Here is an 18,336-nt window from a genome sequence, read left to right on the forward strand (position 1 = left end):
GTCACTACCATCGACGATGATGGTTGACGACTCCGTGGCTGACATCGTGCAGAACAGCGCGTTCGAGCGATTCGCCCGCTTCGGGTACGTGGTGAGCGGTCTGCTGCACATCGCCATCGGCTACCTGGCGATCCGGGTGGCCCAGGGCGGCCGGGGCGCCGTCGACCAGTCCGGTGCCTTGGCCGAGGTCGCCGCACACCGCGGCGGGAGCGTGGCCCTGTGGATCGCGGCCTTCGGCTTCCTGGCGATGGCACTGTGGCGGCTGGCCGAAACCGCGCTGGGTCGCTCCACCGACCCGAAATCGCAGCGCACGCTGCTGGAGATCTCCGACCGGGCCAAGGCCTTCGGCCTCGCGGCCATCTACGCAGCCCTGGCGTACTCCACCTTCGGCTTCGCCCGGGGTTCGGGAGAGTCTGCGAGCCAACAGAATTCGACGCTCAGCGCCCGGCTGATGGCCACCGGTACCGGCACCGTGGTGGTGGTCCTGACCGGTGTCGTCATCGTCGCCGTCGGCGCGTATCACATCTACATGGGCGCCAGCCGGACCTTCCTCGACGACCTGACCAACACCAGCGCGCTGGTGAGCCACCTGGGCGCGGTCGGGTACGTCACCAAGGGCCTGGCCATCCTCGGCACCGGCGCGGTGATCGTGGTGGCCGCCACCAGGGCCGAACCCTACAAGGTCACCGGGCTCGACGGCGCCCTGAAAACGCTTGCCGCGCAACCCTTCGGTCCGACGCTGGTGATCGCCGCGGCGTTGGGCATCATCATCTACGGTCTCTTCAGCTTCGCGATGGCCCGCTACACCAAGATGTGAGTCACCCTCGCAGGATCGGTCCCAGTGTCTCCAGCACCGACGGGTCCTCGATGGTGGACGGCACCGGCTCGTCACGGCCGGCCGCGATGCCGCGCAACGTCTTCCGCAGGATCTTGCCCGACCGCGTCTTCGGCAGCGCAGGCACCACGTCCACCAGCCGGAACGCGGCCACGGCCCCGATCTCGGCGCGTACCGAGGCGATCAGCTCCTCGGGCAGACTCTCGGCGCTGGCGCCGGCCTTGAGCACCACCAGCCCCCGCGGAACCTGACCCTTGATCTCATCGGGGACGCCGATCACCGCGCACTCGGCCACCGCGGGATGGGTGGCCAGCACCTCCTCGATCGCGCCCGTCGACATCCGGTGCCCGGCAACGTTGATGACGTCGTCGATGCGGCCCATCACGAACAGGTAGCCGTCGGCGTCGATGAAGCCGCCGTCGCCGGTCAGGTAAAAACCGGGGTGCTCGCTCAGGTAGGACCGCTGGAAACGCGCCTCATCACCCCAGATGCCGGCCAGGGTGCCTGGCGGCAGCGGCAACCGGATGCACACGTCACCTTCGACTCCCGGTGGGCATTCCCGGCCGTTGGGATCGAGGATGCGCACGTCGTACCCGGGCATCGGCAGTGTCGAGGAGCCCGCCTTCACCGGGAACTGTTCCACGCCCATGGGATTGGCCGAGATGGGCCAGCCCGTCTCGGTCTGCCACCAGTGGTCGATCACCGGGATGGCGAGCTTCTCCGCGGCCCAGTGCAGGGTGTCCGGATCCAGCCGTTCACCCGCCACGAACAGGTATCTCAGTGCGGACCTGTCATACCGCGCGACGAACGCGCCGGTGGGGTCCTCCTTGCGGATGGCGCGGATGGCCGTGGGCGCGGTGAACAGGACGGAGACGCCGTATTCGGTGATGACCCGCCAGAAGGCCCCGGGGTCGGGGGTGCCGACGGGCTTGCCCTCGTACAGCACGGTGGTGGCGCCCAGAAGCAGTGGCGCGTAGACGATGTAGGAGTGCCCCACCACCCAGCCGACGTCGGAGGCGGCCCAGAAGACCTCGCCGGGAGCGACGTCGTAGATGTGGCGCATGGTCCACAGCAGGGCGACGGCGTGGCCGCCGTTGTCACGGACGATGCCCTTGGGCTTGCCGGTGGTGCCGGAGGTGTAGAGCACGTACAGCGGCGCGGTGGCGGGCACCGGCACCGGGTCAACGGGCTCGGCCGTCGCCATCATGGTGGCGTAATCGAGGTCGCGGCCCTCGATCAGCTCGCAGCGATGGTGGTCGCGCTGCACCACCACGCAGTGCCGCGGCGGGTGTTCGGCGCGGGCGATGGCCGCATCCACCAGCGGCTTGTATTCCACGGTGCGGGTGGGCTCGACACCGCAGGACGCCGTCACGATCACGTCGGGGCGGGCGTCGTCGATGCGTACCGCCAGTTCGTGCGGGGCGAAGCCGCCGAACACCACCGAGTGCACCGCGCCCAGGCGAGCGCACGCCAGCATGGTGATGACGGCCTCGGGGATCATAGGTAGGTACACCACCACGCGGTCGCCCACACCGACGCCCAGGCCGCGGAGTACGCCTGCGAAACGTGCTGTCCGGTCCAGCAATTCGGCATAGGTGTAGACCCGCTTCGCGCCCGTGACCGGGGAGTCGTAGATCAGGGCGGGCTGATCACCGCGGCCGGCGGCGACGTGGCGGTCCAGGGCGTTGGCGCACGTGTTGAGCTCCCCGTCGGGGAACCAGCGGTACTGCGGCGGATGGGTGTCGTCGAGGACCTGCTGCGGCGCCTTGGTCCAGGTGACCGCCTCGGCGGCCTGCGCCCAGAAGCGCGCGGGGTCGGTGATGCTGGCTTGGAACAGCTCTGAGTATCCGGCCACTGCAGAACCGTAGCGCGTGGGTCGCTACCCGGTGTCGGGGATACGCAGATGCGCGGTCAGCAGGATCTCGTCGAACTGGGCGCGCGTGGGCAGGGTGTCGCCATAGTCCATGGCGACGACATCAGCCGTCAGCTGCGCGGCCAGATTCCGCAGCCGGGTGTTGGTTTCCTGCGAGCGCCACTTCAGCAGGTCGAACGCCTGGTCGGCGTCGAGTCGGTAGATCAGCATCAGCATGCCCTTGGCCTGCTCGATGGCCGAGCGATTCTCCGCGATCTCGGCCACCGCAGCGCTGATGCTCTGCTGGCGGATCGCGTCGGCCGGCGCGACATGCACGTAGACACCCTGGGTGCCCACCACCTTGCCGTCGTCGGAGAGAGGGTGTCCGACGACGGCGACATCGTGCACCTCACCGCGCTCGTCGACAATCCGGTCTCGGGCGGTGAACGGTTGCGTGGCGGTGCGCTGCCCGTCCAGTAGTCGGGTCACTCGTTCGCGGTCCACTGGTTGAGCTTCCGGCGACCAATCCCATCGCTCGTCGTCGGCGAAGAAGCGGAACCACCCCACGTGCATCTGCGGTGGCCCGGCTTCATCAACCGCGGGGCCATCACCATCCGGCATCCAGTCGTCCTTCGGAAAAACTCGGGGATAAAGAAGGCGGCTGGATGTTCAACCGGTTGCTAGGAAGAAAATTAGTAACCCGATCCTGTTCCGGTCAAGCGACGACGCCGGTGTCGCCTAGGGTCGTCGTGTGGCGGCTGTGGAACTCGACACCCTCGAACCTGGTATTGCGCGTGTCACGCTCAATCGTCCCGAGAAGCTCAATGCCATCGATGGCGCGCTGCTGGACGGCGTGGACGCCGCGCTCGACGAGCTGGAGTCCGGCGCGCACCGGGTGGCTATCCTGACCGGCGCGGGCCGCGGTTTCTGCGCGGGAGCGGACCTGTCCGGCACCGGTGCGCCGTGGGTCAAACCGGCCAAGGCGCCGTTCAAGACCAGCTACGACGGTCAGGTACGGCTGGCCGACCAACTGACCCGGCTCTACGAACTCCCCATCCCGGTGATCGCCGCCGTGCACGGGGCGGCGGTGGGCGGAGGGCTGGCGTACGCGCTGCACTGCGACATCCGCATCGGCTCCGAGGCCGCCCGGTTCGGGTCGGTGTTCATCAAGGCGGGGTTCTCGTCCCTGGACATGGGCACCAGTTACCTGCTGCCGAAGATCGTGGGCGCGGGTGTGGCCCGCGAGCTGATGCTGACCGGGCGGATCATCGACGCCGCCGAGGCGCTGCGCATCCACCTGGTGCACCAGGTGGTACCGGCCGATGAGCTGCTGGAAGCCGCGCTGCGCAAGGCCCGGGAGATCGCCGCCAACAACGCCTACGGGGTGTGGCAGACCAAAACCGGACTCAACGTCGCCCTGGACGCCTCCAGCCTGCGGCACGCCAAGGAACTGGAGAACCGCACGCAGATCCTCACCGGGTTCACCAACAACCCGGCAGAGGCGGCCATGGCGCTGCGGGAGAAGCGCCAGCCCGTGTGGGACGACCTCTGAGCGGTGGCGCTCAGCGCTGCTCCACCTCCTGCTGACCGACCACCCGCAGCAGGCGCAGGTCGTCCAGCGCCGTCGAGCCGGCGGGCGGGGTCAGTACCACCAGCGTCTGATTGTGTTCGGTGGCCAGCACCTCACAATCCAGCGTGACGGGCCCGATCCGGGTGGTGAACGACTTCTGCTGCATCCGCCGTGCCGCTACCTCATGGCGTTGCCACAACCGCGCGAACTCGGCGCTGTCGGTCAGCAGGTGGTCGATCAACTCCGCCATGTCGGCGTCGGAGCGCCGGCGCGCCCAGGCGAGGCGGAGGTCGGCGACGGTGATCTGGCTGTGCTCGTCGTGCAGGTCGACAGGAACGCCGACGCGGGCCTGCGGATCGGTGAACCACTGCCAGGCCAGGCTGGACCGGAAGCTCGTGTCCCCGGACACCAGGTCACCCATCAGCAGTCGGGCCAGCTCGTTCTGGGCCAGTACCTGATAGGTGTCCGAGCAGACGAAGGCGGCTCCGTCGCGCATCTGGTCCAACACGAACAGCAACGCTGGGCGCACGTGGGTGGACGGCCCCGTGCGGTCAGGGGCCGCGTGACCGGCCAGCCGGTGCAGATGGTCGGTCTCGTCGTCGGACAGCCGCAGTGCCCGGGCCAGGGCCCGCAGCATCTGCGGCGACGGCTGCGTGCTGCGCGCCTGCTCCAGCCGGCCGTAGTAGTCCACCGACATGCCGGTCAGCTGGGCCACCTCCTCACGGCGCAGCCCGGTGGTGCGGCGGCGTACCCCGTCGGGCAGCCCCACCTCCGCCGGCTGGATGGCCTCCCGGCGGCGGCGCAGGAAATCAGCCAGCGCGGCACGGTCCATGTCTGCCATTGTCGCTGCCCGGGGTCGATTCAGGCAGGGACTCCAGATCCCTGGTTGAACGCGTCCTAGTTACCGGCCGAAAACCGCTCGACACTCGACGGCATGGAAACCAAACACCTGGGGACACTGACCACCTCGGCGCTGGGGCTGGGCTGCATGGGCATGTCCGGTGCCTACGGCGTCGCCGACCGCGCCGAGAGCATCGCCACCGTGCGCGCTGCGCTGGACGCCGGCATCACGTTGCTGGACACCGGCGACTTCTACGGCATGGGGCACAACGAGATGCTGTTGGCCGAAGCGCTGCAAGGGATTTCGCGGGAGACCTATCAGCTGAGCGTCAAATTCGGCGGGCAGGTGGCGCCGGACGGGACGTTTGTCGGTTTCGACGGACGTCCGGCAGCGGTGAAGACCTCGCTGTCGTACTCGTTGCAGCGACTCGGTGTCGACCACGTCGACGTCTACCGGCCCGCCCGGCTCGACCCGGCGGTACCCATCGAGGACACCATCGGCGCCATCGGAGAACTGGTCGATGCCGGCTACGTCCGGCACATCGGCCTCTCGGAGCTGGGCGCGGAGAACATTCGTCGGGCCGCATCCGTGCGTCCGATCTCCGACCTGCAGATCGAGTACTCACTGGCGACGCGGGGCGTGGAGGACACGATCCTGCCGGCCTGCCGCGAACTCGGCATCGGCCTCACCGCCTACGGCGTGCTGTCCCGCGGCCTGATCGGCGGACACTGGACCAAAGACAGTGGCGGACAGGGCGATTTCCGCGCCGCCTCGCCACGGTTCGCCACGGAGAACCTGGACCGCAACCTCGCTCTGGTGGAGGCGCTGCGCGTGGTGGCCGAGGACCTGGGTGTCACGGTGGCGCAAGCGGCATTCGCGTGGGTGGCCAGCCGCGGTGGTGACGTGGTGCCGCTGATCGGCGCCAAGACGCGCGAGCGGCTCTCGGAAGCGCTGGGCGCGGCGGACGTGGTGCTGACCGACGCGCAGCTCGCCGACATCGAGAAGGCCGTGCCCGCCGACCAGGTGGCCGGCGCGCGCTACCCGGCGGCGCACATGGCGGCTCTGGATTCCGAGCGTTAGTCACGTTGACACTGCGTCCAGCGCGAGGTCCACTCGAACGTCGTCGCGCCCAGCGCAGTGTCAACGACTCAGGGATTGGCCTTGGCGATGACGTTCTCGGCGAACCACTCCAGGTTGCGGATCTTGGCGTCCAGCGGTTCGGTGTCCTCGCCCTTGATGTAGGGGATGCGGAAACCGACGATGACGTCGGTGACACCCTTGTCCTCGAGGCGCTTGATGCCGTCGAGGGTGAACCCGTCGATCGAGATGACGTGGATCTCGAACTCCTCGGCCTGCCCGACGCGCTCCTCCTCGTCGCGGAACTTGGCGAGCTTGGCCAGCAGCGGGTCGAGGTCTTCGGGATCGCCGCCGCCGTGCATCCAGCCGTCGTTGCGCGCGGCGCGGCGCAGGGCGGCGTCGGCGTGCCCGCCCACCAGAATGGGCACCGGCTTGGTGGGTGCGGGCGTCATCTTCGTCTTCGGGATGTCGTAGAACTCGCCGTGGTATTCGAAGTAGTCACCGGAGGTCAGCCCGCGGATGACGTCGATGCACTCGTCCATCCGTTTGCCGCGCCGGGCGAACGGGACACCCATGATGTCGTAGTCCTCGGGCCACGGACTGGTGCCGACACCGAGGCCCAGGCGGTTGTCGAACAACGCTGCCAGGGAGCCGGCCTGCTTGGCCACCAACGCCGGAGGCCGGATGGGCAGCTTCAACACGAAGATGTTGAAGTGCAGGTTCGTGGTCACCGCCGACAATGCACCGATCAACGCGAACGACTCGATGAACGGCTTGCCGTCGAGGAACTCGCGGTTGCCGTCCTCGGTGTAGGGATACTTCGAGTCCGATTCGAACGGGTAGGCGATGCTGTCCGGGATCGTCATCGCGTGGTACCCGGCTGCGTCGGCCGCCTTGGCCAACGGGATGTAGTAGCTCGGGTCGGTCATGGCCTCGGCATAGGTGAAACGCATACCCCGCAGACTAGAACACGTTCTAACTCACGCACCCGATAATGTTCGGACCTGTGCGGACCATCCACGTCATCGGCATCGGATCGGGCGACCCCGAGCACGTCACGGCGCAGGCGGTGACAGCCCTGAATGCCACCGAGGTGTTCTTCGCGATGGACAAGGGAGCTGCCAAGAGTGACCTGGTGGCGCTGCGGCGGGAGGTCTGCCGCCGGTTCATCCGCACGCCGGATTACCGCTTCGTCGAACTCGCCGACCCGCCGCGCGCTCGTGACGGGGACTACCTGCAGGCGGTCTCCGAGTGGCACGAGGCCCGCGCCGACGTGTGGGCGCACGCCATCGAGACCGAACTCGCTGCCGACGGCGTGGGCGCCTTCCTGGCGTGGGGGGACCCGTCGCTGTACGACAGCACGCTGCGCATCCTGGAGCTGGTCGGGACGCGGGTGGAGTTCCGCTACGACGTCATCCCGGGGATCACCGCGGTGCAGACGCTCACCGCCCGGCACCGCATCCCGCTCAACGACGTCGGCGAGCCGGTGCTGATCACCACCGGCAGGCAGCTGCGCAGCGCCGGGCTGACCGGCGATGCGGTGGTGATGCTCGATGCCGACTGCTCGTTCACCGAATGCCCACCGGCAACGCGGATCTGGTGGGGGGCCTACCTCGGCACGCCCGAGGAGCTGCTGGTCTCCGGCACCGTCGGGGAGGTCGGTGCGCAGATCGTCGAGCTGCGTGCGCAGGCCCGGGCTCGGCACGGCTGGATCATGGACACCTATCTGCTGCGGCCCTGATCGACGGGCGGCCCCGAACTCGTCGGCCAGATCTGTTCGATGGTCGCGTTGAGCTCGGCTCCGAGCAACACCGCCAATGCTGCCAGGTAGAGCCACAGGACCACAGCGATCGGCGCGGCCAGCAGCCGGAACACCTCGTCGTCCGCGTTGAAATCCAGATAGACCCGCAGTGCCGCGGCGGCCAGCAGGAACACCGCCATGGCGAGAACAGCCCCGGGGACGTCGCGACGCCAGGGCGTCCGCCAGGGCACGCCCAGGTGGTACAGCGTGGTCAGGACCCCGACCAGGATCACCACCACGGCCGGCCAGAAGAGACGATCCAGTAGTGCCAGGGTGGTCTCTGCCACGGCCTCGGGCGTCATCCACCGGATCAACCGGGGGCCGATCACCATCGGCGGCAGCAGCGCGACGGCCCCGAGCAGGCCGGCGGCAGTCACCGTCAGCGCCAGCAACCTACGCCGCCAGCCTCGCCGGGGTGGAACTCCGTAGGCGATCGTGATGGTCTCCAGATAGCGGTTGATGGCCCGAGATCCGGTCCAGACGGCCACCACGATGCCCACCGAGACCACACTCCCGTGGGTCTGTTCCAGGACGGCCCGGGCCACCGGTTCGTACGACGCGTAGGTGCGTGCCGACAGCGCCGATTCGGGTGCGTCGAACACCAGGCGGCGTAATTGGCGAGAGCCTTCGGGCCCCAGAATCCCGGCGATGAAGCCCAGCGCCCCGATGAGCGCCAACAGCAGCGCCGGTAACGAGATGACCGTGAACAGCGCGGCTTCTGCGGCCAGGCCGGGGACACGGTGTTCGCCGGCCCGCCGTGCCGTGCGGACGGCAAGCCGCCACAACTGGGCGACCGGCTGCGGTGAGCGAGCCAGCAGTCGCCGGCCCCTACGACGCAGGCCCGACTCCACCGCGGCGAGGCGGCGCCTCAAGAGCAGTAGGACTCGGTGGCCGTCGTCAGGGCTTGGGCGTACATCGGGTCCAGGGCGCGGTCGTGGATCACCGCCTGTTCGGCGCTGCCCAGTGCTTGCCGGCAGGCCGGGCCCAGCAACGTATCCCGGTGCAGCGAGATCTCATTGACGATGGTCTTGTTGAAAGCATTGATGGCGTCGCGCGATACGGACAGATCCGGCGCAGTCACCGGGGCGACCGCCGGATCCAGCTTCCACTGCCCGAACCGCGTGTACTGGATGCCTTCGTTGGCGTCGATCTGGTCCTGGAACACCGCCCGCACGTACATCGCGTCGACCTGCTGGGCGGTGGCATCGGCGGCCACGGTGTCCAGCACCACCGCCACCCGGGGCGGATCGTTGATGGGCCCGCCGTTGACCCACTTGAAGGCGGCTACGTTCTCGGCGGTCTGCAACCGCTGGGTCACGGTGTCGACCAGGGTGTACAGCGGGCTGGGCTCGGCGGTGGCCACCGGGGCTGCGGCCAGGAGGGCCGCTGCGGCCAGCGGTAAGGCGATCAGAGAAGTACGCACACTGCCATCTTGGTCGATGGCATGGGATCAGGCCGACAAACGGTCCGGGGCGGCGTCTGGGGCAGTGTGCCGGCGTGGTGCTTCGACCGTGCGCAGGCTCGGGCGGCGATACCGGGCGCGATAACGCTCGACGCGGTCCTGTTCCAGTTGATCGGCCCAGAAGCTGCGCTTGTGGGTGGCCCCGGCGGCCTCGCTGGCCCTGGCCAGGGCGGCCGCGCCGCGGCGGAAGCTCAGTACCGAGCCGGCCGCGGTGAGTGTCAGCGAGGTTGCGGCCGTGGCGGCCACCACCTCGCTGGCGAACGCCAGACCTGCCGTCAGCGCCCCGAGGGAGACGAACGCAAGCAGCAACATCAGGTAGCCCAGGTAGCTGATGGTCGACGGTCTGAGGCGGGTCACGTGAGTCCTTTCTATCAAACGATACGCGTAGCGTAGCGCTACGCCCAGTGTAGCGTGATGAGGGTCGAGAACATTCCCGAGCGACCGTCGGATGGTGCATATGGACAGCGTCGAAGACCGCATCGCCGAGGCCACGTTGGCGCTGCTGCGCAGCGGCGGACCCCGCGCGGTCACCGTGGAAGCGGTGGCGGCCGCCTCCGGTGTCGCCAAGACAACGATCTACCGACGACACCGGGACCGGCGAGAAGTGCTCTCGGCGGCGCTGTCCCGGGTGGCTTCTCCGCCGCCGATCGACCCCGACGCTTCGGCCACCGACCGGCTGCGCTGGTTGATCACCCAGGCCGTCGAAGCGGTGTCGGGCGGTGTCGGCCTCGGCGGGGTGGCCGCGATGCTCACCGACGAGGATCCCGAGTTCACCACGCTGTTCCGCCGCATCCTGGTGCAGCAGCGCGAGCGACTGGAGGCGGTGATCGACGTCGGCAAAGCAGACGGTGGGCTGCGCCCCGACCTGGACAACGCGGCGCTACTGGATGCGATCGTGGGCGCCTACCTCGCCGAGCATGCGCGCACCGGGGCGGTGGCTGTGCAGTGGCGGGAGCGACTGTTCGTGTTGTTGTGGCCCGCCGTGCAACCGGTCGGGTGACAAATCTCGGCGCAGATCGGCAAACTGGACTGGTGCCCGAACTCCCAGAAGTCGAAGCGCTGGCCGACTACCTGCGCGCCCACGCCGTCGGCTTGCCGGTGGGCCGGATCGACGTCTCGGCGTTTTCGGTGCTCAAGACGTTCGACCCACCGGTCACCGCTCTGTACGGGCAGACCGTCACCGGGGCCCACCGCTGGGCCAAGTACCTGGGCCTGCAGGTCGGGGAGTGGCACCTGATCACCCACCTCTCGCGGGCCGGCTGGCTGCGCTGGTCGGACAAGCTGGCCGCGACACCACTGAAGCCGGGCAAAGGACCCATCGCCTTGCGGGTGCACCTCGGAACACCGGGGGAGGCACCGGGATTCGACCTCACCGAGGCGGGCACCCAGAAGCGGCTCGCGGTGTGGCTGGTCGATGATCCCGCGAAGGTGCCCGGCATCGCCTCGCTGGGGCCGGACGCGCTGGCCCTGGGGCCCGAAGAACTGGCAGCGGTGCTGCGCGGCAACACCGGTCGGATCAAATCGGTGATCACCGATCAGAAGGTGATCGCCGGAATCGGCAACGCCTACAGCGACGAGATCCTGCACGTGGCCAAACTGTCGCCGTTCGCCACTGCGGGCAAACTCACCGACGCGCAGTTGGGAGCCCTGCACGACGCGATGATCTCCGTGCTGACCGATGCCGTCGCCCGCTCGGTGGGGCAGCAGGCCGCAACGCTGAAGGGCGAGAAGCGTTCTGGGCTGCGGGTGCACGCCCGCACCGGCATGCCGTGCCCGGTGTGTGGAGACACGGTGCGCGAGGTCTCGTTCGCCGACAAGTCCTTTCAGTACTGCGCGACGTGTCAGACCGGCGGCAAGGTGCTGGCCGACCGGCGGATGTCGAAGCTGCTCAAGTGAACCGGCTGAATTCATGAACCGGCTGCGGGTGTGGTGCAGCTCGCACCCACATGTCCAGGTGGTTTAAGGACGAAGACGCGGTGGTAGCCCTAGCGACATGATGGTGAAACTTTCGAAGATGACCCCCGCATTGTTCGCAGGTGCCGCAGCCGCGGCGTTCGCCTTCGCCCCCGCCGCGATGGCCACCACCCCGGCTCCGCCGCCACCGCCGTGCGTCAACGCCGACGGCACCCCGTGTGCAGGTAACGCGGTGGCTGGTCCCGGTGGCGCGGCTGCCGTGGCGCCGGGAGGCACCGGTGCCGAGGCGGGTCCCGGCGGCGCCTCTGCGGCCGTCCCGGGTGGACCTGCCGTCGACGCCGGTCCGGGCGGCGCCAGCGCAGTGGTGCCCGGTGGCACCGGAGCTGAAGCCGGTCCCGGTGGCGCCGCCGCCACTGTTCCCGGCGGTGTGGCTCAGGCCGGCCCTGACGGGGCTGCTGCCGTTGCTCCCGGTGGCACCGGCGCCGCGGCCGGCCCCGATGGTGCCAGCGCTTCGGTTCCCGGTGGGCCTGCGGTGGACGCCGGTCCCGGTGGTGCCAGTGTCGATATCCCCGGCGGCCCGGTGGGATCTGCCGGACCCGGTGGAGCGACGGGCTGCATCCCCGGCCTCGGCTGTGCCACCGTCCCGGCCGGCTGATCAACTGATCTGAAATACACTGCGGCACACGGTCTTGTGATCGTGTGCCGCAGTGTGCTGTCCGGGGTGCGGCGGCTCAGCCCACCCGGCTCACACGTCGGGCCGGGCTGGTCTTCGCCTGGCGGCTCAGCCCACCCGGCTCACACGTCGGGCCGGGCTGGTCTTCGCCTGGCGGCTCAGCCCACCCGGCCCCGTTCAGTCCGGTAGTGGCGCACCAGTGCGTCGGTCGAGCTGTCCGACTGCTGCTCCGGCGACCCGTCGCCGGTAATCACCGGCAGCAGCGCTTTCGCCTGGGTCTTGCCGAGTTCCACGCCCCACTGGTCGAACGAGTCGATGCCCCACACCACGCCCTCGGTGAACACCTGGTGCTCGTAGAGCGCGATCAGCTGTCCCACCACCGACGGCGTGAGCTTGGTGGCCAGGATCGATGTCGACGGCCGGTTGCCCGGCATCACCTTGTGTGGCACCACGTCAGCCGGAGTTCCTTCAGCGGCAATGGCTTCGGCGGTCTTGCCGAACGCCAACACCTGGGTCTGGGCGAAGAAGTTGCTCATCAGCAGGTCGTGCATGCTGCCGGTTCCGTCGGCGGTCGGCAGGTCGTCGGTGGGCTGGGAAAATCCGATGAAATCCGATGGCACCAGCCGGGTGCCCTGGTGCAACAGCTGGTAGAACGCGTGCTGGCCGTTGGTCCCGGGTTCGCCCCAGAAGATCTCGCCGGTGTCGGTGGTCACCGGAGAACCGTTGGCGCGCACCGACTTCCCGTTGGATTCCATGGTGAGCTGCTGCAGGTAGGCCGCGAAACGGGCCAGGTCGTTGGAATACGGCAGCACCGCGCGGGACTGGGCGCCGAAGAAGTTCGAATACCACAACCCGATCAGGCCCAGCAGTGCCGGTGCGTTGGATTCGATTGGCGCGGTGCGGAAGTGCTCGTCCACCAGGTGGAAACCGGACAGGAAATCGGCGAAGGCCTCCTTGCCGATCACGGCCATCACGCTCAGGCCGATGGCGCTGTCGACGCTGTAGCGTCCACCCACCCAGTCCCAGAAGCCGAACATGTTCGCGGTGTCGATCCCGAACTCGTCGACCAGCTTCTTGTTGGTGGACACCGCCACGAAGTGCTTGCTCACGGCGGCGTCGCCCAGGGCGTCGGTGAGCCAACGCCGCGCCGCGGTGGCGTTCGTCAGGGTCTCCAACGTCGAGAACGTCTTGGACGCGACGATGAACAAGGTGCTGGCCGGGTCCAGGTCGGCCAGGGTGGCCACCAGGTCGGCCGGGTCGACGTTCGAGACGAACCGCGCCGAGATCCCGGCGTCGGCGTAGTGCCGCAAAGCCTGGTACACCATGACCGGCCCCAGATCCGAGCCGCCGATGCCGATGTTCACCACGGTCTTGATGCGCTCACCGGTGGCGCCGGTCCACTCGCCGCTGCGCAGCCGGTCGGTGAAGGCACCCATGGCGTCGAGCACCTCGTGCACGTCGGCCACCACGTCCTGGCCGTCGACGCTCAACTGCGCGTCGCGGGGCAGCCGCAGCGCGGTGTGCAGCACGGCGCGGTCCTCGGAGGTGTTGATGTGCTCACCGGCGAACATGGCGGCGCGGCGGGCCTCGAACCCGGCGGCCCGGGCCAGGTCGGCCAGCAGCGTCAGGGTCTCGCGGGTGACGCGGTGCTTGCTGTAGTCGATGTAGAGATCGCCGACGGTGAGGGTGAGTTCCTCACCCCGGGAAGGGTCTTCGGCAAATATCTCGGTGAGGTGTTTGGTGCCGATCTCGTCGAAGTGACGGGTGAGTGCGGTCCAGGCTGGAGTCTCGGAGATATCCACGATGTCGGTCATTCCCAAACCCTAGTGCGGACCATGCGGCCAGGGGGTAGATGATTGGTGTATGGACATCGCCGCGCTGCTGAAGTCAGTTCCCACCGGGCTGTGGATCGGCGGTGAGGAACGCGCCGGGTCGTCGACCTTCGAGGTGCGCAATCCCGCCGACGACGCCGTGCTGGTCTCCGTCGCCGACGCCACCGCCGCCGATGCGATCGCTGCGCTGGACGCGGCCGCCGCCGTGCAGGCGGAGTGGGCTGCCACCCCGGCCCGCAAGCGCGGGGAGATCCTGCGCTCGGTGTTCGAGACCATCACCGAGCACGCCGACGACATCGCCGCGCTGATGACCCTCGAGATGGGCAAGGTGGTGGCCGAGAGCAAGGGCGAGGTGACCTACGGCGCGGAGTTCTTCCGCTGGTTCGCCGAGGAAGCCGTCCGTATCGGCGGTCGCTACCAGCACAGCCCCGCGGGCAACGGCCGCATCCTGGTGACCCAGCAGGCCGTCGGCCCGTGCTACGCCATCACCCCCTGGAACTTCCCGCTGGCCATGGGCACCCGCAAGATGGGTCCCGCGTTCGCCGCCGGCTGCACCATGATCGTCAAGCCGGCCCAGGAGACGCCCCTGACCATGCTGCTGCTGGCCAAGCTGATGGATGACGCCGGCCTGCCCAAGGGGGTGCTGTCGGTGCTGCCGACCAGTGATCCCGGCGGTGTCACCACCGCGCTGATCGACGACGGCCGGCTGCGCAAGCTCACCTTCACCGGATCGACGGGCGTGGGCAAGGCACTGGTCAAGCAGTCGTCGGACAAGCTGCTGCGCACCTCCATGGAACTCGGCGGCAACGCCCCCTTCATCGTGTTCGACGACGCCGACGTCGACGCTGCCGTGGACGGCGCCATCCTGGCCAAGATGCGCAACGGTGGCGAGGCCTGCACCGCCGCCAACCGCTTCCACGTCGCCAACGCCGTCCGCGAGGAGTTCACCGAGAAGCTGGTCAAGCGGATGAGCGAGTTCACCCTCGGCAACGGCCTGGACGAGTCGTCCAAGCTGGGCCCGCTGATCAGCACCAAGCAGCTGTCGAAGGTCACCGAACTGGTCACCGATGCCGTCGACCGCGGCGCCGCAGTGGCAGTCGGCGGAGAGGCGCCCGGTGGCGCAGGCCACTTCTACCCGGCCACGGTGCTCACCGACGTCCCCGCCGACGCCCGCATCCTCAAGGAGGAGGTGTTCGGGCCCGTCGCACCGATCACCGGCTTCGACACCGAGGACGAGGGCGTCGCCGCCGCCAACAACACCGAGTACGGACTGGCGGCCTACGTGTACACCAAGTCCCTCGACCGCGCGCTGCGCGTGGCGGAGAGCATCGAGTCCGGCATGGTGGGCATCAACCGCGGCGTCATCTCCGATGCCGCCGCACCGTTCGGCGGCATCAAGGAATCCGGCTTCGGCCGTGAGGGCGGCACCGAGGGCATCGAGGAGTACCTCGACACCAAGTACATCGCGTTGACTCTGTAACCCCGCGGAGCGCCTCCCGGATCGGGCCCCGCCACGCTTCTAGACTCCCGGCAACACCATGGGAGGTCGGGACGTGACAGCGGGGCCCGTCCGCATTGGCGGGCGTCGTCGATGGGTCGCTGAAACCACCCCGAAAACCCGGCGCGCGGGACGCAACATCCCCGCCCTCGACGGCATCCGGGCCGTCGCGGTGCTCCTCGTCCTCGCCGAACACGGCGGGGTTCCGGGCGTTCCGGGCGGCTTCCTCGGCGTCGACGTCTTCTTCGTCCTCAGCGGGTTCCTGATCACCTCGCTGCTGCTCGACGAATTGGGCCGCACCGGCCGGATCAGCCTGCGCGACTTCTGGGTTCGCCGCGCCCGGCGGCTGCTGCCCGCACTGCTGATCGTGGTGGCCGCGGTGCTGGTGGCCCGCGCGCTGTTCCCGCCGGACTCCATCACGGGCCTGCGCGACGACGCCGTGGCCGCCTTCCTGTGGGTGGCGAACTGGGCGTTCGTGGCCCAGGGCACCGACTACTTCTCGCAGGGCAGCCCGCCGTCGCCGCTGCAGCACATGTGGTCCCTCGGCGTGGAGGAGCAGTTCTACCTGGTCTGGCCGCTGCTGATCGTCGCCGTGGCGCTGCTGTTGCTGACCGCGCGCAAGGCCGCGCCCGCGCTTGCGGTGGTGCGCTGGACGGTGTTCGGACTGGCGCTGGCCGGCGCGGCCGCCTCGGCGACGTTGGCGCTGCGGTGGGTGTCCGAGGAGAACGTGAACCGGGTGTACTTCGGCACCGACACCCGCGTGCAGGCGCTGCTGATCGGCGCGGCCGCTGCCGCCCTGCTGGTGCGCGACTGGTCGGCGCTGACGTCCGGAGTGACCGTGCTGCGCAACCGCTGGATCCGGTGGGCCGCCCGGCTGGCGTCGGTGGCAGGCATCGCGGTCCTGGCGTTCGTCGCGCACCGCGCCACCGGCGCCGTCGCGGACTTCCGCGCCGGGCTGTTGATCGCGGTGGCCGTCGGCGCCGTGCTGGTGGTGGTGCCGGTGGCGCTCGATCAGCGCGGACCGGTGGCCCGGGTGCTGGCGCTGCCGCCGCTGGTGTGGCTGGGTGCCATCTCCTACGGCGTGTACCTCTGGCACTGGCCGGTGTTCCTGGTGCTCAACGGCGAACGCACCGGCTGGACGGGATGGCCGCTGTTCGCGGTGCGCTGCGCGGTGACCCTGGCGTTCGCGGCGCTGTCGTGGTGGGCGATCGAGCAGCCGGTGCAACGCTGGCGACCCTCGTCGGTGCCGATGCTGCGGTTGGCCACGGCTACCGCCGCCACCGCCGCCGTCCTGACCGCGACGTTCGTGCGGGTGGACATCGCCGCGCCGCTCGACGATCCGCTGGACATCTCCTCGGCGGCCATGGTGATGCCCGAGGTGCCGGTGCTGGTGGGTTCCGGGGTCGACGATTCGGCGACGCCGACGGTCGCGGTGTTCGGGGATTCGGTGGCCTGGACGCTGATGCGTTACTTCCCGCCCACCCCGGAGCTGCACCTGGCCGACTACACCACCATCGGCTGCGGGATCGCCCGCGGCGGCCCGTATCGGATGACGGGCCAGGAACTGACACAGAAGCCGGAATGCGACACCTGGCCCAGCCGCTGGGCCCAGCGCATCGAGCACTCCCGGCCCGACACCGTGCTGCTGATGATCGGGCGGTGGGAGATCGTCGACCGGATGCACGACGGAGACTGGGCCAATGTCGGCGAGGACGCCTACGACGAGTACCTGCGCGGCGAACTGAACCGCGCGCTGGACATCGTGAGCGCCACCGGCGCCAACGTCGTCGTCACCACCGCCCCGTACAGCCGCCGCGCCGAACGCTCCGACGGCAGCCTCTACCCGGAGGACCGGCCGGCGCGCACCGATGCCTGGAACACGCTGGTGCGGGAGGTGGCCGCCGAGCGGCCGAACGTGACCGTGCTGGACCTGAACAAGAAGATGGGCCCGGGCGGCTACTACCAAAACCGGGTCGACGGCATCCGGTTGCGCGGTGACGGGCTGCACCCGACGCCCGAGGCCGTGGAATGGTTGGCGCCGTGGCTGATCAGTGCATTGGAAGACAGCGCTCCGGAGGATCGAGCTCCGAAGAAATCATCGCCGTCTACGACGCCGCCGGGACGGTGACGGGCGCGGCTCCGCGTTCGCAGGTCTACGCCGACGGGTTGTGGCACGGCAGCGCCGGGGTGCTGGTGCGCTCCGGAGATGGCCGGCGGATCTATGTGCACCGTCGCACGGAGACCAAGGCCGTGTTCGCCGGTATGCACGACTGCCTGGCCGGTGGCGTCGTCGATCCCGGCGAGACCCCGTTGGACACCGCCGTGCGGGAGCTGTCCGAGGAACTGGGGGTCTCGGGGGTGCAGCCGGAGTTCCTGGCGTCGGCGGCGTGGGACGGGCAGTGGGCCGGGCGGCCGATGCGGTGTCACCTGTTCGCCTACGGGATCCGGTTCGACGGGCCGCTGCGGCATCAGGCCTCGGAGATCGCCGACGGCTGGTGGTGGACCGACGCGCAGCTGGCCGGGCACCTGGCCGATCCGGCGTGGCCGTTCGTGCCGGACACCCGGGTGCTGATCCCGGAACTGATTCAGTAGCCCAGGCGACCGCGGCCCATGCGCAGCAGCAGCATGGCCAGGTCTTTGCCCTCCGGTCCCAGGGTGCTGTACCGCTCGATCACCTTCATCTCGCGGCTGTGCACCAGCCGGGTGCCGCCGGAGGCCATCCGGGCCTTGCCGATGATCTTGGAGACCTCGGTGCGGCGGGCGATGGCGGCCAGGATCTCGGCGTCCAGGCGGTCGATCTCGAGGCGCAGATCGTCGATGTCCTCTGCGGTGGCCGGGGTTTCGGCTTCGGTACTCATGTCCTGCTCCGAGTTCTCGCTGTTGGTGGGTGGGTTGGGTCTCATCCGTTTTCGGGCCTCACACAACAGAAGAGCCCCGGATCCGGATTCGGACCGCGGGGCTCAGGGAAGTCGCTAAGCGCC

Annotated in this window: 19 protein-coding genes; 10 read left to right on the top strand and 9 right to left on the bottom strand. The window is 69.0% G+C overall.

The genetic code is table 11. The annotated features are described in order from the left end of the window. The first annotated feature begins 19 nt into the window (after positions 1 to 19). Positions 20 to 817, top strand: a complete 798-nt coding sequence (locus G6N58_RS13785; RefSeq protein ID WP_115281528.1) for a DUF1206 domain-containing protein — start codon at positions 20 to 22, stop codon at positions 815 to 817. 1 nt (position 818) lies between these two features. On the opposite strand, the gene G6N58_RS13790 is transcribed toward G6N58_RS13785, so the two are convergent. Both G6N58_RS13790 and G6N58_RS13795 read right to left on the bottom strand, forming a co-directional pair. Beyond that, the gene (locus tag G6N58_RS13790) at positions 819 to 2,690 is read right to left on the bottom strand and encodes an acetate--CoA ligase (RefSeq protein WP_068915216.1); all 1,872 of its coding nucleotides are present in this window, start codon (positions 2,688 to 2,690) and stop codon (positions 819 to 821) included. Positions 2,691 to 2,714: 24 nt separating this feature from the next. Beyond that, the gene (locus tag G6N58_RS13795) at positions 2,715 to 3,308 is read right to left on the bottom strand and encodes an ANTAR domain-containing protein (RefSeq protein ID WP_115278305.1); all 594 of its coding nucleotides are present in this window, start codon (positions 3,306 to 3,308) and stop codon (positions 2,715 to 2,717) included. A 139-nt stretch (positions 3,309 to 3,447) separates the two neighbouring features. On the opposite strand from G6N58_RS13795, the gene G6N58_RS13800 reads away from it, so the two are divergent. Beyond that, on the top strand, positions 3,448 to 4,239 hold the full coding sequence (locus G6N58_RS13800) for an enoyl-CoA hydratase/isomerase family protein (protein WP_115278304.1): 792 nt from the start codon (positions 3,448 to 3,450) through the stop codon (positions 4,237 to 4,239). A gap of 10 nt (positions 4,240 to 4,249) precedes the next feature. Here G6N58_RS13800 and G6N58_RS13805 read toward each other — a convergent pair whose 3' ends face one another. Beyond that, positions 4,250 to 5,089: a helix-turn-helix transcriptional regulator gene (locus tag G6N58_RS13805; RefSeq protein ID WP_068915218.1), complete on the bottom strand. Its 840-nt coding sequence runs from the start codon at positions 5,087 to 5,089 to the stop codon at positions 4,250 to 4,252. 102 nt (positions 5,090 to 5,191) lie between these two features. On the opposite strand from G6N58_RS13805, the gene G6N58_RS13810 reads away from it, so the two are divergent. Continuing rightward, on the top strand, positions 5,192 to 6,178 hold the full coding sequence (locus G6N58_RS13810; protein WP_115278302.1) for an aldo/keto reductase: 987 nt from the start codon (positions 5,192 to 5,194) through the stop codon (positions 6,176 to 6,178). Positions 6,179 to 6,246: 68 nt separating this feature from the next. Here the strand turns inward: G6N58_RS13810 and G6N58_RS13815 are convergent, their stop codons facing one another. Beyond that, positions 6,247 to 7,128 carry an LLM class flavin-dependent oxidoreductase gene (locus tag G6N58_RS13815; RefSeq protein WP_068915220.1) on the bottom strand — a complete coding sequence of 294 codons (882 nt, stop codon included), beginning with the start codon at positions 7,126 to 7,128 and terminating at the stop codon, positions 6,247 to 6,249. A 41-nt stretch (positions 7,129 to 7,169) separates the two neighbouring features. On the opposite strand from G6N58_RS13815, the gene cobF reads away from it, so the two are divergent. Beyond that, positions 7,170 to 7,916 (top strand): precorrin-6A synthase (deacetylating), encoded by a 747-nt coding sequence (cobF, locus tag G6N58_RS13820; protein ID WP_172544975.1) that lies wholly within the window; start codon positions 7,170 to 7,172, stop codon positions 7,914 to 7,916. On the opposite strand, the gene G6N58_RS13825 is transcribed toward cobF, so the two are convergent. The 3 genes from G6N58_RS13825 to G6N58_RS13835 are packed head-to-tail and all read right to left on the bottom strand — an operon-like array spanning position 7,898 to position 9,795. Then, on the bottom strand, positions 7,898 to 8,848 hold the full coding sequence (locus G6N58_RS13825; protein ID WP_232067855.1) for a YihY/virulence factor BrkB family protein: 951 nt from the start codon (positions 8,846 to 8,848) through the stop codon (positions 7,898 to 7,900). The two genes, cobF and G6N58_RS13825, sit on opposite strands and share 19 nt — an antisense overlap. Beyond that, entirely contained in the window at positions 8,845 to 9,399 is a 555-nt protein-coding gene (locus tag G6N58_RS13830; protein ID WP_115278300.1) for a chorismate mutase, read from the bottom strand. The genes G6N58_RS13825 and G6N58_RS13830 overlap by 4 nt, the downstream gene beginning before the upstream one ends. Before the next feature lie 27 nt (positions 9,400 to 9,426). After that, positions 9,427 to 9,795, bottom strand: coding sequence for a hypothetical protein (locus G6N58_RS13835; RefSeq protein WP_115278299.1), 369 nt, complete (start codon positions 9,793 to 9,795; stop codon positions 9,427 to 9,429). A gap of 91 nt (positions 9,796 to 9,886) precedes the next feature. On the opposite strand from G6N58_RS13835, the gene G6N58_RS13840 reads away from it, so the two are divergent. The 3 genes from G6N58_RS13840 to G6N58_RS31180 all read left to right on the top strand — a co-directional run bounded on the left by G6N58_RS13840 (position 9,887) and on the right by G6N58_RS31180 (position 12,007). Further along, positions 9,887 to 10,438 carry a TetR/AcrR family transcriptional regulator gene (locus G6N58_RS13840; RefSeq protein WP_115278298.1) on the top strand — a complete coding sequence of 184 codons (552 nt, stop codon included), beginning with the start codon at positions 9,887 to 9,889 and terminating at the stop codon, positions 10,436 to 10,438. A 32-nt stretch (positions 10,439 to 10,470) separates the two neighbouring features. Further along, positions 10,471 to 11,334, top strand: a complete 864-nt coding sequence (locus G6N58_RS13845; RefSeq protein WP_115281526.1) for an Fpg/Nei family DNA glycosylase — start codon at positions 10,471 to 10,473, stop codon at positions 11,332 to 11,334. Between the two features lie 118 nt (positions 11,335 to 11,452). Further along, positions 11,453 to 12,007, top strand: coding sequence for a hypothetical protein (locus G6N58_RS31180; protein WP_308207341.1), 555 nt, complete (start codon positions 11,453 to 11,455; stop codon positions 12,005 to 12,007). Positions 12,008 to 12,183: 176 nt separating this feature from the next. Here G6N58_RS31180 and pgi read toward each other — a convergent pair whose 3' ends face one another. Next, the gene (pgi, locus tag G6N58_RS13855; protein ID WP_115278297.1) at positions 12,184 to 13,839 is read right to left on the bottom strand and encodes a glucose-6-phosphate isomerase; all 1,656 of its coding nucleotides are present in this window, start codon (positions 13,837 to 13,839) and stop codon (positions 12,184 to 12,186) included. 49 nt (positions 13,840 to 13,888) lie between these two features. Here pgi and G6N58_RS13860 point away from each other — a divergent pair, with 49 nt between their 5' ends. The 3 genes from G6N58_RS13860 to G6N58_RS13870 are packed head-to-tail and all read left to right on the top strand — an operon-like array spanning position 13,889 to position 17,947. Continuing rightward, positions 13,889 to 15,337, top strand: coding sequence for an NAD-dependent succinate-semialdehyde dehydrogenase (locus tag G6N58_RS13860; protein WP_163908165.1), 1,449 nt, complete (start codon positions 13,889 to 13,891; stop codon positions 15,335 to 15,337). 58 nt (positions 15,338 to 15,395) lie between these two features. Further along, a complete protein-coding gene (locus G6N58_RS13865) occupies positions 15,396 to 17,483 on the top strand; it encodes an SGNH/GDSL hydrolase family protein (RefSeq protein ID WP_115278296.1) in 2,088 nt (695 codons plus the stop codon). After that, positions 17,384 to 17,947, top strand: a complete 564-nt coding sequence (locus tag G6N58_RS13870) for an NUDIX hydrolase (protein WP_115278295.1) — start codon at positions 17,384 to 17,386, stop codon at positions 17,945 to 17,947. Before G6N58_RS13865 ends, G6N58_RS13870 begins: the two co-directional genes overlap by 100 nt. On the opposite strand, the gene G6N58_RS13875 is transcribed toward G6N58_RS13870, so the two are convergent. Beyond that, positions 17,941 to 18,258 (bottom strand): chorismate mutase, encoded by a 318-nt coding sequence (locus tag G6N58_RS13875; protein WP_115278294.1) that lies wholly within the window; start codon positions 18,256 to 18,258, stop codon positions 17,941 to 17,943. The genes G6N58_RS13870 and G6N58_RS13875 overlap by 7 nt on opposite strands. Positions 18,259 to 18,336: the final 78 nt, after the last annotated feature.

Origin of the sequence: Mycolicibacterium tokaiense (assembly GCF_010725885.1) — a bacterium.
Taxonomy (GTDB): domain Bacteria; phylum Actinomycetota; class Actinomycetes; order Mycobacteriales; family Mycobacteriaceae; genus Mycobacterium; species Mycobacterium tokaiense.